This is a genomic window from Pseudomonas asturiensis (assembly GCF_900143095.1).
Classification (GTDB): domain Bacteria; phylum Pseudomonadota; class Gammaproteobacteria; order Pseudomonadales; family Pseudomonadaceae; genus Aquipseudomonas; species Aquipseudomonas asturiensis.
Genome location: NZ_FRDA01000005.1, coordinates 352399 through 367584, shown reverse-complemented (window position 1 = coordinate 367584; position 15186 = coordinate 352399). Strand labels below are relative to the sequence as shown.

Annotated in this window: 17 protein-coding genes; all 17 read right to left on the bottom strand. The window is 60.0% G+C overall.

All coding sequences use genetic code 11. From position 1 onward, the window contains the following. Positions 1 to 23: 23 nt before the first annotated feature. Entirely contained in the window at positions 24 to 1160 is a 1137-nt protein-coding gene (gene flhB / locus BUB69_RS12035) for a flagellar biosynthesis protein FlhB (protein ID WP_073166618.1), read from the bottom strand. 1 nt (position 1161) lies between these two features. Next, a complete protein-coding gene (gene fliR / locus BUB69_RS12030; protein ID WP_073166614.1) occupies positions 1162 to 1938 on the bottom strand; it encodes a flagellar biosynthetic protein FliR in 777 nt (258 codons plus the stop codon). A 15-nt stretch (positions 1939 to 1953) separates the two neighbouring features. Next, entirely contained in the window at positions 1954 to 2223 is a 270-nt protein-coding gene (gene fliQ / locus BUB69_RS12025; protein WP_024689504.1) for a flagellar biosynthesis protein FliQ, read from the bottom strand. A 25-nt stretch (positions 2224 to 2248) separates the two neighbouring features. Beyond that, positions 2249 to 3001, bottom strand: a complete 753-nt coding sequence (fliP, locus tag BUB69_RS12020; RefSeq protein WP_073166611.1) for a flagellar type III secretion system pore protein FliP — start codon at positions 2999 to 3001, stop codon at positions 2249 to 2251. Next, positions 3001 to 3438, bottom strand: coding sequence for a flagellar biosynthetic protein FliO (gene fliO, locus BUB69_RS12015; protein WP_073166608.1), 438 nt, complete (start codon positions 3436 to 3438; stop codon positions 3001 to 3003). Before fliO ends, fliP begins: the two co-directional genes overlap by 1 nt. Next, positions 3439 to 3900, bottom strand: a complete 462-nt coding sequence (gene fliN, locus BUB69_RS12010; RefSeq protein WP_024689507.1) for a flagellar motor switch protein FliN — start codon at positions 3898 to 3900, stop codon at positions 3439 to 3441. 62 nt (positions 3901 to 3962) lie between these two features. Continuing rightward, a complete protein-coding gene (gene fliM, locus BUB69_RS12005; protein WP_073166606.1) occupies positions 3963 to 4931 on the bottom strand; it encodes a flagellar motor switch protein FliM in 969 nt (322 codons plus the stop codon). Between the two features lie 9 nt (positions 4932 to 4940). Continuing rightward, complete coding sequence (gene fliL / locus BUB69_RS12000) at positions 4941 to 5441, bottom strand: flagellar basal body-associated protein FliL (RefSeq protein WP_024689509.1); 501 nt, start codon at positions 5439 to 5441, stop codon at positions 4941 to 4943. 324 nt (positions 5442 to 5765) lie between these two features. Continuing rightward, on the bottom strand, positions 5766 to 7178 hold the full coding sequence (locus BUB69_RS11995) for a flagellar hook-length control protein FliK (protein ID WP_073166603.1): 1413 nt from the start codon (positions 7176 to 7178) through the stop codon (positions 5766 to 5768). 92 nt (positions 7179 to 7270) lie between these two features. Further along, positions 7271 to 7627, bottom strand: a complete 357-nt coding sequence (locus tag BUB69_RS11990; protein ID WP_073166600.1) for an Hpt domain-containing protein — start codon at positions 7625 to 7627, stop codon at positions 7271 to 7273. 43 nt (positions 7628 to 7670) lie between these two features. After that, positions 7671 to 9368: a fused response regulator/phosphatase gene (locus tag BUB69_RS11985; protein ID WP_073166597.1), complete on the bottom strand. Its 1698-nt coding sequence runs from the start codon at positions 9366 to 9368 to the stop codon at positions 7671 to 7673. 3 nt (positions 9369 to 9371) lie between these two features. Next, entirely contained in the window at positions 9372 to 9674 is a 303-nt protein-coding gene (locus tag BUB69_RS11980; protein WP_024689512.1) for an STAS domain-containing protein, read from the bottom strand. 60 nt (positions 9675 to 9734) lie between these two features. Next, positions 9735 to 10184 carry a flagellar export protein FliJ gene (fliJ, locus tag BUB69_RS11975; protein WP_024689513.1) on the bottom strand — a complete coding sequence of 150 codons (450 nt, stop codon included), beginning with the start codon at positions 10182 to 10184 and terminating at the stop codon, positions 9735 to 9737. Positions 10185 to 10190: 6 nt separating this feature from the next. Continuing rightward, the gene (fliI, locus tag BUB69_RS11970) at positions 10191 to 11549 is read right to left on the bottom strand and encodes a flagellar protein export ATPase FliI (RefSeq protein WP_073166593.1); all 1359 of its coding nucleotides are present in this window, start codon (positions 11547 to 11549) and stop codon (positions 10191 to 10193) included. Next, a complete protein-coding gene (gene fliH / locus BUB69_RS11965; RefSeq protein ID WP_073166590.1) occupies positions 11539 to 12369 on the bottom strand; it encodes a flagellar assembly protein FliH in 831 nt (276 codons plus the stop codon). The genes fliI and fliH overlap by 11 nt, the downstream gene beginning before the upstream one ends. Positions 12370 to 12384: 15 nt before the next feature. Further along, complete coding sequence (fliG, locus tag BUB69_RS11960) at positions 12385 to 13401, bottom strand: flagellar motor switch protein FliG (RefSeq protein WP_004880752.1); 1017 nt, start codon at positions 13399 to 13401, stop codon at positions 12385 to 12387. Then, a complete protein-coding gene (gene fliF / locus BUB69_RS11955; protein WP_073166586.1) occupies positions 13394 to 15178 on the bottom strand; it encodes a flagellar basal-body MS-ring/collar protein FliF in 1785 nt (594 codons plus the stop codon). The genes fliG and fliF overlap by 8 nt, the downstream gene beginning before the upstream one ends. Between the last annotated feature and the right edge of the window lie 8 nt (positions 15179 to 15186).

Here is a 15186-nt window from a genome sequence, read left to right as displayed (position 1 = left end):
GTTGACGGCGAAACCGAGTGCTATCAGGAATCGCGCTGCAGATCTGGCGGAATCGTGATATCGCCCAGCGGATCGGGCCGCTTGCCCTGGCCCGCATGGTACTGACGGATCTGATACACGTAGGCCAACACCTGCGCCACAGCCAGATACAGCCCCGCCGGGATCTCCTGATCCAGCTCGGTGCTGTAATAGATAGAACGCGCCAGACCAGGCGACTCCAGGATCAGGATCTGGTTGTGCGCGCCGATTTCGCGGATCTTCAAGGCCACGAGGTCGGTGCCTTTGGCCAACAGCATCGGCGCCCCGCCCTGCTCGGGATCGTATTTGAGCGCCACGGCAAAGTGGGTCGGGTTGGTGATGATCACGTCCGCCTCGGGGATCGAGGCCATCATCCTGCGCTGGGACATCTCGCGTTGCAGCTGACGAATGCGCTGCTTGATCTCGGGACTGCCTTCGCTGTTCTTGTGTTCGTCACGCACTTCCTGCTTGGTCATCAGCAGCTTCTTGTGCGCTTCCCACAACACGAACGGCACATCGGCAGCTGCAATGAATATCAGGCCGCAGGCCATCCAGAAGCTACTCCAGCCCACCACCTGAAGGCTGTGAATGATGGCCTGCTCCAAAGGCTCGTGCGCGATCGCCACCAGGTCGTTACGCTCCTTGCCCAGCACCACCAGGGCAACCGCAAGAATGATCAGAAACTTGGCGAACGACTTGAGCAGCTCGACCAGCGCATGGGGCGAGAACATGCGCTTGAGCCCCGCCGCCGGATTCATCCGGCTGAACTTGGGGGCCAGCGATTTGGTTGCAAACAGCCAGCCGCCCAACATGATCGGGCCGACCAGCGCAGCAACGAGCATGGCAATCAGAAACGGCAGTACGACTATCAGGGCGTGCAGACCGGAACTGAGCAACGCCTTGCCCATGTAGTCCTGATCCATGATCGTTTCGCGGGTGATGGTGAAGTTGTCGCGCATCAGCTCGAACATCATGTGCGCAATGCCACCGCCGAACATCAACAGCCCGCCCGCGCCCATCAGCATTACCACCAGCGTGGTCAGTTCCTTGGAGCGCGCAATCTGACCTTCGGCCCGGGAGTCCCGGACCTTTTTCTCCGTGGGGTCTTCTGTCTTGTCCTGGCCATTCTCGTTTTCTGCCATCTCAACGAGCCCTCACCATGTCGCGCACCGCTTGCAGGGCCTCGACGGCCATGGGCTGATACTGGTTGAGAATGTCGCCCATGGTCATCCATAGAATGACCATGCCCAGCACCAGTGTCAGCGGAAAACCAATGGAAAAGATATTGAGCTGCGGTGCGGCGCGCGTCATCACACCGAACGCGATGTTGATGATCAGCAGTGCAGTGATCGCCGGCAGCACCAGCCTGAGGCCGGAACTGAGCACCCAGCCAAGCCCGTTCGCCAGTTCCCAGAAATTATTGACCAGCAGACCGCTGCCCACCGGCATGGTCGTAAAGCTCTCGACCAGGATTTCCAGCACCACCAGATGGCCGTTCATGGCCAGAAACAGCAGCGTCACGAGCATGGTGAAAAACTGCCCGATGGTGGCCGACGAAACGCCGTTGGTGGGGTCGACCATCGACGCGAAGCCCATGCCCATCTGCGTCGAGATGATCTGCCCGGCCACCACAAAGGCGTGAAAGAACAACTGCAACGAGAGCCCGAGCCCGGCACCGATAATGATCTGCTCGCCAATCAGCAGCAGCGCGCTGAGATCGAGAGCTTGCACCGGCGGCATAGCAGGCAACACCGGGGCCACGACCACGGTGACGGCAACCGCAAAGTAAAGGCGTACACGTCGGGGGACCAGCGTGGTGCCAATGATCGGCATGGTCATCAGCAACGCAACGATGCGAAACAGGGGCAGCATGAAGCTCGCAACCCAGGTACTGATCTGGGTGTCGGTCAGCGCCAGCATCGGCTGCACGCAGCGTTAACCGATCAGTGTCGGAATACTGTTGTACAGCGACAGCATGTATTCCATGAAAATTTTCAACAGCCAGGGGCCGATCACGATGAGCGTCACCAACATGACAATCAGGCGCGGCAGAAAGCTCAGGGTCTGTTCGTTGATCTGGGTGGCCGCCTGAAACATGGCCACCAACAGACCGCAGATCAGGCTCGGCACCACAAGAATCGCAACCAGCACCGTGGTCAGCCACAACGCCTCACGAAACAGATCGACCGCTACTTCCGGCGTCATCGGGCAGACTCCTCAGCAAAACGATTCATACGCCACCAAAACTGCCAGCCAATGTGCCGACGATCAGCGCCCAGCCATCCACCAGCACAAACAGCATGATCTTGAACGGCAGGGAAATGATCAGCGGCGACAGCATCATCATACCCATGGCCATCAGCACACTGGCCACGACCAGGTCGATGATCAGAAACGGAATAAAGATCATGAAGCCGATCTGGAACGCGGTTTTCAGCTCGGAGATCACAAAGGCCGGAACCAGAATGGTCAGCGGCGCGGCATCTGGAGACGCAATGTCAGTACGCTTGGACAGGCGCATGAACAGCTCAAGGTCGCTGGTACGTGTCTGCGCCAGCATGAAATCCTTGATCGGCACCTGCGCCTTGGCGACCGCATCCTGCGCCGTCAACTGCTCGGCCAGATAAGGCTGCAAGGCATCCTGATTCACCCGATCAAAGACCGGCGCCATGATGAACATGGTCAGAAACAGCGCCATGCCGGTCAGAATCTGGTTCGACGGGGTCTGCTGCAAGCCCAGGGCCTGACGCAGAATCGAAAAGACAATGATGATCCGCGTGAAACTGGTCATCAGCATCACGAACGCCGGGATGAAGCTCAGCGCGGTCATGATCAGCAGGATCTGCAGACTGACCGAATACTCCTGCTGCCCGTTGGCGCCATTGGACAGCGTGATCGCCGGGATCGACAGCGGATCGGCCGCCAACGCAACAGGCGCGGCCATTGCCACCAGCAGCAGTATCAGCAAACGCAAGGCGCCCATTACTTCTTGTCCTTATCCTTGCCCATCAATTCCAGCAGACGCTGAGCGAACTCAGGCGTGGTCTGTTCACGGACCGGTACCTGCACAGGCTCCTTGAGCACATGCAGGGTGGTGATGTTGCCAGGGGTGATCCCCAGCAGAACCTGCTCACCGCCCACCTGAACCAGGACCAGACGATCACGCGGCCCGATAGCCCGAGAGCTCACCAGTTCGATAACCTGGCTGTTGTTCGGCCCGACCCGCTGCACCCGACGCATGACCCACGCCAGTACGAAGATCAGACCGACCACCAACAACAGGCCGAACAGCAACTGCGCGACCTGCCCGCCCATCCCGCCGGTGACAGTATTGGCCACCGCAGGACCTGCCTGTGCAACCGGTTCGGCCGCCCACACCAACGAAGGCAGGAGCGGCAACAGCGCCATTAACCGCTTCATTTAGCGCAGCTTCTTGATGCGTTCACTCGGGCTTATCACGTCGGTGAGACGGATGCCGAACTTCTCGTTGACCACAACCACCTCGCCATGGGCGATCAGCGTGCCGTTGACCAGCACATCCAGCGGCTCACCTGCCAGACGATCCAGTTCGATGACCGAGCCCTGGTTGAGCTGCAACAGGTTGCGGATGTTGATATCGGTGCTGCCCACTTCCATGGAAATCGACACCGGAATATCCAGAATCACGTCCAGGTTGGGACCGTCCAGCGTCACAGGCGCCGTGTTTTTCGGCACGCTGCCAAACTCTTCCATGGTCAGGCGACTGGTCGAGTTCCCGGCATCGGCTGCCAACAGCGCGTCGATATCAGCCTGACCGCCCTCACCTGCTTCACCCAGCGCCGCAGCCCACTCATCGGCCAGTGCCTGATCTTCAGCAGACGTCATATCGTTTTCATCAGCCATCGGTAATCCTCTGCGAGCAATGATTCAGTTACGCAATAAAGTTGCAACGCCATCCTGACAGGTCAGCGTCGCGCTATGGGTTCGATGACCTGCAGGGCCATCTTGCCCTTGTGCGAGCCCAGCTTGACCTTGAAGGACGGCACGCCGTTGGCGCGCATGACCAGCGAGTCGGAAAGCTCTATCGGGATCACGTCGCCAGGACGCATGTGCAGAATGTCGCGCAGCGGCAACTGCCGTTGAGCAATGGTGGTATTCAACGGCACGTTGACATCCAGCACGTCCTCCTTGAGCGCGTTGACCCAACGCTCGTCCTGGTCGTCCAGATCCGACTGGAAACCGGCGTCGAGCATTTCGCGGATCGGCTCGATCATCGAGTACGGCATGGTCACGTGCAGGTCGCCGCCACCGCCATCGAGCTCGATGTGGAAAGTGGAAATCACCACGGCCTCGCTCGGCCCGACGATGTTGGCCATGGCCGGGTTCACTTCGGAGTTGATGTACTCGAAGTTCACTTCCATGATCGCCTGCCAGGCTTCCTTCAAGTCGATGAACGCCTGATCCAGCACCATGCGCACCACGCGCAGTTCGGTGGGCGTGAATTCACGACCTTCGATCTTCGCGTGACGGCCATCGCCGCCGAAGAAGTTATCCACCAGTTTGAACACCAGCTTGGCGTCGAGAATGAACAAAGCCGTTCCGCGCAGTGGCTTGATCTTGGCCAGATTGAGGCTGGTGGGCACGTACAGCGAATGCACGTACTCACCGAATTTCATCACCTGCACGCCGCCCACGGCCACATCCGCCGAACGGCGCAACAGGTTGAACATGCTGATGCGGGTGTAACGGGCGAATCGCTCGTTGATCATTTCCAGGGTCGGCATGCGACCCCGCACGATCCGGTCCTGACTGGTCAGGTCATAACTTTTGACGCTGCCGGGCTCGCTGGCGCTTTCGGTCGGGACCATACCATCGTCAACGCCATGCAGCAGCGCGTCGATCTCATCCTGGGACAGCAGGTCTTGCACGGCCATGTCAGGGTCCTACTGCAATACGAAGTTAGTGAAGAGCAGCTGTTCGATCACAGTCTTGCCGAGTTCTTTCTGTGCCACTTCCTGAATACTGGCGGTCGCCTTCTGACGCAGCATTTCCTGGCCGATTGGCGAGGCGAGCGATTCGAAAGGGATGGCGGCAAACAGCATGACCAGGTTGTTGCGGATCACCGGCATGTGCACCTTCAAGGCCTCCATGTCGGCTGCATTGCGGCCCAGCATGGTGATGCTGACCTGCATGTAGCGTTGACGGCCATTGGCGTTGAAGTTGACGACGAAAGCAGGAGTCAACGGTTCGTAAACCGCCACTGGCTTGACGTTGGCAGCCGCAGCAGCCGCTGCGGGGTCGGGCTTGGTTTCGCCCTTGTGCATGATGAACCACGTAGCACCCACCGACAGGCCAACAGCGAGCAGCAGCGCCACAACCGCGACGATAATGAGCTTGAGTTTGCCTTTGGAAGCGGGGTCTTTAACTTCTTCGCTCTTCGCCATGCCAATAATCCGTCACTATTCAAGGAGTCTTCAATACGTGACAGGGGAAGAGCAAGTGTTATGCCAGAGTTGTATCGGAGGGGGCGTATTGGACACAAACAGTTACCAGCCGCTTGATCACCCCGCCCGATGCACAACGGCATTTCTGATGAGTCCGCACACGAGCGAGTGAAGAAACCCGGTTGTATGGGCGAGCGCGCGCCGGATCATGGCGGCAATCCGACGACGAGCGCGACGCGGTCTTATCCGCCATACCGAGTCATTGCTCATCGCCGTCTGATGCGCGCCCAAGGCGCCCTGTTTGCTGCGAAGACCAGGACACGGTCAAGCGTAGTAATCGATCTCGCTGGTGCCAATCACTCGCGCCGCCGGCTGGCTGACAGCAACGGCAGCGTCGGCGATACCGCCGTCATCGGAACCATCACCCGAGCCCATTCCTCCACTGCGCCCGCCACGCTGAGCCCTGCTGGCCTGTTCCTGCGCCTGCTGCTGAGCCTGCTGTTGGGATTGATCGGAGACGTTCACATCAACCTGACCGAGGCCCTGCTGGTTGAATGACTCGCGCAGACGTGACATCTGGTTCTCAAGCGCTTCACGAACGCCCAGGTGTGCGCTCATGAACGTGACCTGAGTCTGCTGGTCCGGCGCCATGCTGACGCGGATGTCCAAGCGGCCCAACTCGGCCGGCTCAAGCTTGATCTCGGCCGATTTCAGGTTTTGACTCGACAGGTACATGACGCGATCCACCACGCCTTCGGTCCAGCCGCTCTGGTGCATCGCCAGTGGCTGGCTCATCAACGGTGTGGACGCAGGCGCGGCTGCGACCCTGGCGGGTTGCGCGGCCTGGCTCAAGGCGGCCAGGCGGTCGGCGAAGTTGTCGACACGGGTATCGCCCGCTGCAGCTTTGACATCTTTGAGGCCCTCACCAATCAGGCCGCTGAAGGACTTGTCGCTGCTTTCGGTGCTGCTGCCTTCGGAGGGAAGCTGCTCGCTCAATGCCGACAGGTTATTGGCGATATTCTGTGAGGGATCCGCTTCTGCGTTGGAAGGCGTCGCTTTGCTGGCGGCTTGAGCATTCTGGCTGGCCAGGTGAGTTCGGGCACCGGCGTTTTCCAGAGCGAGCTGCACCGCCTCCAAACCATCCAGCGGATCGGCGTCGGGATTGAACGCTTCTTCCGCTGCTGCCGGTGCGGCAGGCAAGGTTGCCGTGGTGCCGGCAATCAGCTGGGTTGCAGAGGCCGTCTTGGGATCGGGACTGACCGGCTTGGCGGCAGCGGATTGCAACGGCAGCGTCGGTGTCTGTGCTACCAGCGCTTGCAGCGCCGGGTCCAGCACAGGATCGGTTACAACCAGCGTGGCCTCTTCGGACGCCTGGGCATCCGCCTGCGCGGCATCAGCGTCTGCCTTGTCAGCATCGACAGCAGTAGCCTGCGCAGGCAAACCATTGCCGCTATCGGCAACGGTTGACGCGTCGGCGGCAGACGAGGAGTCGGTGGAGGCGTTGTCCTTGCCAGCCGCTACCTTGTCCTTATCCGGACCTGGCTTGTCACGGGTCGATTTAACAGGGGCGTCGTCGCGTGCCGAAGCCGCGTCCTTTGCCTGCTTGGCATACACGTTAGAGAAGCTCGCGGCCTCGTCCTTGCTGCTGTCCGCAGGTTTGATCGCATTGCTGGCCGCACCAGACCGGGCGGTCGAGGTGGCAGTGGCCTGAAGAAGCGCGTTGGTGGCGAGGGGCATTTCGGTCTCCGCATGAGCAGCTGGTTACCGAACAGGATTGCAAGAGTCGGGCCAACACGCAGACTGCGTTTCAGCGAGGGGCAGATACCTCGTCAGCCGACGAACAACTGGCGTTCTGCGGCGAACAGTCGGCGGATGGTGACGTACTCGCTGTCGATCTTGCCGATCAGTTCTTCGAGCCCTGCGGTCTCCTGCTGCCGGGCACGCTCTTCCAGCTGACGGCAGAGCTCGGAAAGGTGCAAGGCACCCATATTGCTGCTGCTACCCTTGAAGCTGTGAGCCGTCAGACTCAGCGTTTCAAGATCCAGGCCCTGAGGCTCCAGTGCCATGCGCAGATGCGAAAGGCGCTGCTCGGAGTCCTTCAGAAACACATCCAGCAATGTCGGATATTCATCCTCCATGACTTCCTGCAAAGCGCTCAGCACGCTGTAATCCAGATGAACCGACACTTGCTCACTCCTTGATCAAGACTTAAGGGCGCGATTATGCCACTCACTCCCAGGAAAATTCCACGCAGGCGATCCTGCCGTCCGTGGACCATCTGGCCTCTCGGCTCAATTCACACACAAGTCTGATACCCCGACCATACAGGCCGTCGTCGACAGGAACATGCCCCACCACCTGCTGCGCATCAAACCCGTTGCCACTGTCTTCGACACTCAGCGTCAGGAGACCGCCACGCCCTGCCGGCTCGATCTGCAGGTTCACGCGAATGAACCCCGCCTGCAGCCTGCTCAGACGCTCGGCACGCAACTCATAGTAGCGAGCAAAACCCGAGGCATCCTGTTTGAGCGCCGAGTCCAACCCTAGCACACCATGCTCCAGGGCGTTGCTGTACAGCTCGCCCATGACCGCATGCAACGCGCCGCCCTGATTACGCAGGCCGTGTACTTCAAGCAGCAATTGCAGGAGATAAGGCACCGGATTGAAACGCCTGAGCGTCGAGGCCCGGAATTCGAAACTGGCAGACCAGTCCAGAGGACTCGACGCACCGCTGTCGGAATAGGTGGGGCTGGGCAGCGGCCCCTGTGCCTCGTCGATGATAGTGATTTCCAGCAGGCTGACGTCGTCGCGGGCCTTGCCGCCAAAATCATTCAGCGCCTGAAGAATTTCCTGAATGAGCAGCGATGGCTGATGGTTGGCCGCCAACACATCATGGAGTCGCTGCACGCCGAATCGCTGATCGCGACTGTCACTGGTATCGAGCACACCATCGGAAAGCAGAAATATCCGGTCACCAGGGGTCACGGGATAGACGTCGGTGCGCACCTCGAAGGCCTCCACACTCAACACGCCCAGAGGCAAGTGCCGGGAAACCAGCGGCACTGCATCGCCCTCAACCCCGCGCAACAGGTAGCCGTCCGGCAAGCCGCCACTCCAGACCTCTACCTGTCGCTGTTCGGAATTGACGCACAGCAAGGTCGCGCAGCAGAACATGTCGATCGGCAGAATGCGCTTGAGCTTGGCATTCATTTCACGAAGGATTTCGACCAGCCCGAAGCCCTTCGCAGTCATGCCGTAAAACACCTCAGCCAACGGCATCGCACCCACCGCAGCGGGCAGCCCATGCCCCGTGAAGTCGCCCAACAGGACGTGCATCTGCCCGGCAGGTGTGTAGGCCGCCAGCATCAGGTCACCGTTAAAGAGCGCATAAGGCGATTGCAGATAGCGAATGTTGGACGCCCCCAGACACCCCGAATGCGCCACCTGATCGAACACCGCCTTGGCGACACGCTGCTCGTTGAGCAGGTACTCATGGTGAGTGGCAATCAGATCCCGCTGCTGCAGAACAGTAGCCTGCAGTATCCGGAGCCGGTTCATGGCATTGATCTTGGCGGCCAGTACGGATGGGTTGTAGGGCTTGGACAGAAAATCGTCGCCACCGGCATCCAGACAACGCGCCAGTGCTTCGCTTTCGGTCAGGGACGTGAGGAAGATGATCGGCACCAGCGACTCGCCCGCCATGGCCTTGATCCGCCGTGCGGCCTCGAACCCGTCCATGAGCGGCATCATCGCGTCCATCAGAATCAGGTGCGGACGCTCGACATTGAAGATGGCGATAGCCTCCAGCCCATTGGCCGCACTCAGCACTCTGTGGCCCTGACGACCGACAATGGTCGACAGCAGCAAGCGGTCACTGGCGCTGTCGTCGGCAATCAGAATGCACAGGCCTTTCGACGGAGACTGCAAACGTCAGCTCAACTGAAAGAGCTTGGAGAAATTGGAGATCGTCAGAATCTTGAACACATCGGCCGTGCAGTTGATGAGCCGCACCTTCGCCCTGTCGCCACCGGCATGGTCGCGCAGCAACAGCAGCATGCCCAGCGCCGAGCTGTCCAGATAGTGAGTGTCGCGAAGGTCGACGACATAGCTGAGGTCTGCGGATTGTCCCTCGTAGGCACTGCGAAAGGCCTGATGCGTGGCGAAATCAAAACGCCCCGCAATGTAGAGGGTCAGTTGCCGCCTGTCCGGGGAAAGCTCGGAAGTGACTGTCATAGGGATTCCTGAAATGTTTCATCGCCGAGACACTGAAGAGCGTAGACCAGTCGGCGACAGTCAGTATTGTTCGTGTCTAGGCAAACGCTGGGATAATTCGTCCAGCAACTTCTGCTCGCGCTTGTCTTCAAGCTTGCGCGCCTCGTCGATGTAGCGCTGGACCAGTTTGCGCAGGCCTTCAACGCGCGCGTAGGCCTCCTGCCATGAACCACGGGCCTTTTCCAGGTTGACCTTGTGCCATTCCAGACTCTTGTGCTGCTGGGCAACCGCAACGTCGAGCTGACTGAGAAAGCGCTGATAACCCAGCAACCATTGACCGGAGACGCCCGCACTGCCGCGCTGCAGCCATTGCTGCTGATAATCGTGGCGAAACTGGTCCAGCTCCTGCAGCTTGTTGTTGGCCAGATTGACCTGCCCCTGGAAATGCCCGAGACGCTGCGCCGCCGAACGTTCGGCGGCTTCCGCCATCTCGACCACAGGCGCCAGACGCGCCGCTCGACTCTGCGCCATGGTCTATCAGCCGCCCGGAGCCGGGCCGAACACCGCAGCCAGCGCCTCGCCACTGGCCTGCATGCTTTCGTTATCGTGCAGACCCTGACGCTGATAGCGCACCAGCATCGGCTGCAAGGCAATGGCCATGTCCGTCTCGCGATCACCGCCGGCGACATAAGCGCCCACACTGATCAGATCCCGAGCCTGTTGATAACGTGACCACAGTTGCTTGAAGTGCTGCGCCCGCGCCATGTGCTCGGCCGTCACCACCGCAGGCATGACCCGACTGATGGACGCTTCGATATCGATAGCCGGGTAATGCCCCTCCTCGGCCAGTCGCCGCGACAGCACGATATGACCATCGAGCACGCCACGCGCAGAGTCGGCAATCGGGTCCTGCTGATCATCGCCTTCTGACAGTACGGTATAGAACGCGGTGATCGAGCCGCCGCCCGCTTCAGCATTACCGGCGCGCTCCACCAGTTTGGGCAAACGGGCAAATACCGAAGGCGGATAGCCTTTGGTGGCAGGCGGTTCACCAATGGCCAGCGCGATTTCACGCTGGGCCTGGGCAAAACGGGTCAGGGAATCCATCAGCAACAGGACGTTCTTGCCCTGATCACGAAAATATTCAGCGATGCGCGTGCAGTACATCGCCGCACGCAGACGCATGAGCGGAGCGTCGTCGGCTGGCGATGCCACAACCACAGAGCGTTTGAGGCCTTCCTCGCCAAGAATATGCTCGATGAACTCCTTCACCTCACGACCCCGCTCACCGATCAAGCCCACCACGATGATGTCCGCCTCGGTAAAGCGCGTCATCATGCCCAGCAGCACGCTCTTGCCAACGCCCGTACCGGCGAACAGCCCCAGACGCTGGCCGCGGCCGACCGTCAACAAACCGTTGATGCAACGAATACCGACATCCAGTGGCTGACTGATGGGATTGCGCTTGAGCGGGTTGATGGTCGGGCCATCCATCGGTACCCAGTCTTCGGCCTTGATCGGCGGACGCCCATCCAGCGGGCGGCCCGCACCGTCCAGTACGCGACCCAGCATGCTCATGCCCATCGGCAATCGCCCGGTATCGGCCAGCGGCACCACGCGCGCGCCTGGCGCAATGCCTGCGACACTGCCAACCGGCATCAGGAATACCTTGCCACCGGAAAACCCCATCACTTCGGCCTCGACTTCGACCGGATGATGGCTGTCGTCGTTGATCACGACACAGCGACTGCCCATGGCAGCACGCAAGCCTTCGGCTTCGAGCGTCAGGCCGACCATGCGCAGCAGTCGCCCCTCCACGACTGGCTGTACCGGCAGGCTGATGGAATCGGCATACGAACCGAGCCGTTTGCCGAAACTCGTGCGATCAAGGCGCATCGAGGTTGTCCACGTCAGGCGCAGCTGTTGTAGGAGCCGGCTTTGACGCCTCAACCGGCGCGATATCCAGCTCGACACTGACATCAGGCGCAGCAGGATGCGTCACCTGCTCATGCAATTGATCGTGCATTTTCGAAATCGCCAGGGCAATCCGGGTTTCGACACTGGCATCGATACGGCTGTGCTCGGTTTCAATCCGGCAGCCGCCCGGCAACAGCGCTTCGTCCTCGACGATCTTCCAAGCCTCCTCATGACGCTCGCGCATGGCTTTGACCAGCGCAAAATCCTGAGGGTTGATAAAAATGCGCAGATTGTTGGCACCCATCGGCAGCAGCTTCAGGGCGTCGCGCAATACATGGGCGATCTGCGCCGAATCGGTCGACAGCTCACGCTGAATCACCTGGCGAGCGATGTGCTCGACCAGGTGAATGACCGCTTTTTCAATCTGGGTATCCTGCTCGGCAATCGGATCGAGCAGGCTGACCATCAGCTTTTCAAGGCTGCCGATCTTGCCTGCCAATGCCACTTCCGCTTCCTGCCTGACCTTGAGCTGAGTGCTGTGGAAGCCCTCTTTTTCACCCGTGGCGAAACCCTCGTTCCAGGCTTCCTGGCGAATGCTTTCCAGCTCTTCCAGGGTCAGCGGCTGGACTTCATCCAGCGGCACTTCTTCCATCTCGGCCGGTTCGTCAACCGCTTCAGGTTCGGGCTCAGGCTCAGGCTCTACATGCGGGTCGAAGCTGGGCAATGCCCAGAGATCGAGACCGCTGACGTCCTTGGCCCGAATGAGGTCGCTGGCCGATTCTTTATTGGAACTGGACATGAGTCGGCTGAATCCTTAGATCATTTCCTCGCCACCCTTGCCACCGAGCACAATCTCGCCGGCTTCGGCCATGCGACGCGCAATGGTGAGGATTTCTTTCTGGGCAGTTTCCACATCGCTGACGCGCACCGGACCCTTGGCTTCCAGGTCGTCGCGCAACAGTTCTGCGGCTCGCTTGGACATGTTCTTGAAGATTTTTTCCTTGATCGCCTCGTCCGAACCCTTGAGCGCCAGCACCAGAACGTCCGAAGACACTTCGCGCAACAGCGCCTGGATACCGCGATCGTCCACGTCGGAGAGGTTGTTGAAGACAAACATGAGGTCTTCGATCTGCACGGAGAGGTCTTCGTCGACCTCGCGGATCGAGTCCATGAGTGCGCCTTCGATGGAGCTGTCGAGGAAGTTCATGATGTCGGCCGCACGCTTGATACCACCCAGGGTCGTACGCGACGTGTTGGCGTTACCGGAGAACTGCTTCTCGAGAATCTGGTTGAGTTCTTTAAGTGCTGCGGGCTGCACGGTGTTCAGCGACGAGACGCGCAGGATGATGTCCAGACGCACCTTATGGTCAAAGTGCCCGAGCACCTCACCCGCCTGGTCAGCATCCAGATACGCCACCACGATGGCCTGGATCTGTGGGTGCTCGAAGCGGATCACATCGGCAACCGCACGCGGCTCCATCCACTTGAGGCTGTCCAGGCCGCTGGTATTGCCACCCAGCAGGATGCGGTCGATCAGGCCGTTGGCCTTGTCTTCGCCCAGTGCCTGAGTCAGCATTTTGCGAATGTAGCCATCGGAACCGACGCCCAGACTGGTCTGGTCGCCAACGATGTCGACGAATTCGCTCATCACTTCTTCGACCTGCTCGCGATGCACGTTGCGCATCTGAGCCATGGCCACGCCCACTTTCTGTACTTCCTTGGGGCCCATGTGACGCAGTACCTGCGCCGCATCGGTTTCACCCAGAGAAAGCAGCAGCACGGCTGCCTTCTCGACCTTGCTGAGTTTGGCTACGAGGGCTCGATCATTCATCAGTGTTAATCCACTCTTTCACGACCTGGGCCACACGACCCGGATCTTCGGCCACCAGACTCTTGATTGCGTTCAACTGCGCGTCATAACCCTCGGTCGGGCTAGGCAACAAAATGCTCTGCGGACCACCCAGGCTGACACGGTCGTTGGACAATTCGCCATCCAGACCGCCCATGCCACCCAGCTCTGCATCGCCGCCGAAACCGGCCAGCTCACGGCTCTTGCCGGTGGTGATGTTGTTCAACACCGGACGCAGTACGCCAAACACCAGAATCAGGATGAAGATGACGCCCACCGCCTGTTTGACGATGTCCCAGAACCAGGGTTGCGAGTAGAACGACGCCTCGGGCAGCACTTCAGCACGCTCGCTGGAGAACGGCACGTTGATCACGCTGACGCTGTCGCCACGGCTGGCATCGAAGCCCACCGCGTCCTGCACCAGACGCGTGAAGCGCGCCAGATCGGCAGCACTCCACGGCGCGCGGGTCACTTCACCGTTGGCAGCGTTGGTCTTGACCATGTCATCGACGACCACGGCAACCGACAGGCGGGTCAAACGACCCTGCTGTTGTTTGGTGTGGCTGATGGAGCGGTCGAGCTCAAAGTTCTTGGTGGATTGCACACGCTTGTCGGCCGGGTACGGCGCCAGCGCAGGCTGACCGGTGGCCGGATCCATGATCTGCTGACCGTTGGCGTCAAGCAGCGGCTGACCTGGAGCAATCGCAGCAGCGGCACCGGCGGCACCTGCAGCAGCGTTTTGCGGTGCAGTCGCAGGTCCTGGCGGCTGGTTGCTCAAGGCACCCGGAACACCTTGCGGCCCCAGGCTGCTGGAGCGCTGTTCGTTCACCGATTGCTCGCTGCGCAAGGCCGGCTGGTCAGGGTTGAAGCTTTCGGCTGTCGACTCTACGGCACTGAAATCAACCACAGCAGACACTTCGGCCTTGTAGCGGTCAGCGCCAAGGATCGGTTGCAGAATGTTCTGGACACGCTGCGTCAGCATGCCTTCCATGCGGCGGCTGTAATCGAACTGCTTGCCGGCCATGGTGAGTTCGGAGTTCTCACCCTGATCCGAGAGCAGGTGGCCCTTCTGATCGACGACGGTAATCTGTGATTTGCTCAGTTCAGGAACGCTGGTTGCCACCAGATTGACGATAGCCAGAACCTGACTTGGCTCCAGCGAACGACCGGCATACAGCTCGACGAGTACCGACGCGCTTGGCTTGCGATCATCGCGAACAAACACCGAGCTCTTCGGAATGGCCAGATGCACACGCGCACCCTTGACGTTGTTCAGGGCTGAAATCGTACGTGCCAGTTCGCCTTCAAGACCACGGCGATAGCGCGTGGCTTCCATGAACTGACTGGTCCCCAGACCCTGGTCCTTGTCGAGGATTTCGAAACCGATATTGGCGTCGTTCTGCACCACGCCCGCCTGGGCCAGCTGAATGCGTGCGCGCTGCACGTCATCGGCCTTGACCAGCAGAGCGCCAGAGTTGGGCTCGACGGTGTAGTTGATGTTCGCAGCAGTCAGCGTGTCCATGATCTGTTTGCTGTCCATGCCCGCCAGGCTGCCGTACAGCGGACGGTAGTCCGGCTGCTGCGACCACAGCACCACGGCAAAGCCGATGGCCACGCTTGCAGCCAGACCGACCATAAGGCCGATCTGACGCAGCATGGTCATTTCGGAAAGGTTTTCCAGAAAAGAAAGCCCGAACAACGGCTTCTTGTCAGGTGCGCCCGCTCGTGCTGGAACAGGATCGGCTGTTGCTTCGGCCATGACTCAGT

Bases quoted from the DNA above. Each gene is read 5' to 3' on its own strand.
- fliP (WP_073166611.1), bottom strand. From the start codon at position 3,001: ATGGGCGCCTTGCGTTTGCTGATACTGCTGCTGGTGGCAATGGCCGCG.
- fliH (WP_073166590.1), bottom strand. From the start codon at position 12,369: ATGTCCAGTTCCAATAAAGAATCGGCCAGCGACCTCATTCGGGCCAAG.
- fliN (WP_024689507.1), bottom strand. From the start codon at position 3,900: ATGGCTGATGAAAACGATATGACGTCTGCTGAAGATCAGGCACTGGCC.
- fliF (WP_073166586.1), bottom strand. From the start codon at position 15,178: ATGGCCGAAGCAACAGCCGATCCTGTTCCAGCACGAGCGGGCGCACCT.
- BUB69_RS11980 (WP_024689512.1), bottom strand. From the start codon at position 9,674: ATGACAGTCACTTCCGAGCTTTCCCCGGACAGGCGGCAACTGACCCTC.
- fliI (WP_073166593.1), bottom strand. From the start codon at position 11,549: ATGCGCCTTGATCGCACGAGTTTCGGCAAACGGCTCGGTTCGTATGCC.
- fliG (WP_004880752.1), bottom strand. From the start codon at position 13,401: ATGAATGATCGAGCCCTCGTAGCCAAACTCAGCAAGGTCGAGAAGGCA.
- fliJ (WP_024689513.1), bottom strand. From the start codon at position 10,184: ATGGCGCAGAGTCGAGCGGCGCGTCTGGCGCCTGTGGTCGAGATGGCG.
- BUB69_RS11995 (WP_073166603.1), bottom strand. From the start codon at position 7,178: ATGCCCCTCGCCACCAACGCGCTTCTTCAGGCCACTGCCACCTCGACC.
- flhB (WP_073166618.1), bottom strand. From the start codon at position 1,160: ATGGCAGAAAACGAGAATGGCCAGGACAAGACAGAAGACCCCACGGAG.
- fliO (WP_073166608.1), bottom strand. From the start codon at position 3,438: ATGAAGCGGTTAATGGCGCTGTTGCCGCTCCTGCCTTCGTTGGTGTGG.
- fliR (WP_073166614.1), bottom strand. From the start codon at position 1,938: ATGCTGGCGCTGACCGACACCCAGATCAGTACCTGGGTTGCGAGCTTC.
- fliM (WP_073166606.1), bottom strand. From the start codon at position 4,931: ATGGCCGTGCAAGACCTGCTGTCCCAGGATGAGATCGACGCGCTGCTG.
- fliL (WP_024689509.1), bottom strand. From the start codon at position 5,441: ATGGCGAAGAGCGAAGAAGTTAAAGACCCCGCTTCCAAAGGCAAACTC.
- fliQ (WP_024689504.1), bottom strand. From the start codon at position 2,223: ATGACGCCGGAAGTAGCGGTCGATCTGTTTCGTGAGGCGTTGTGGCTG.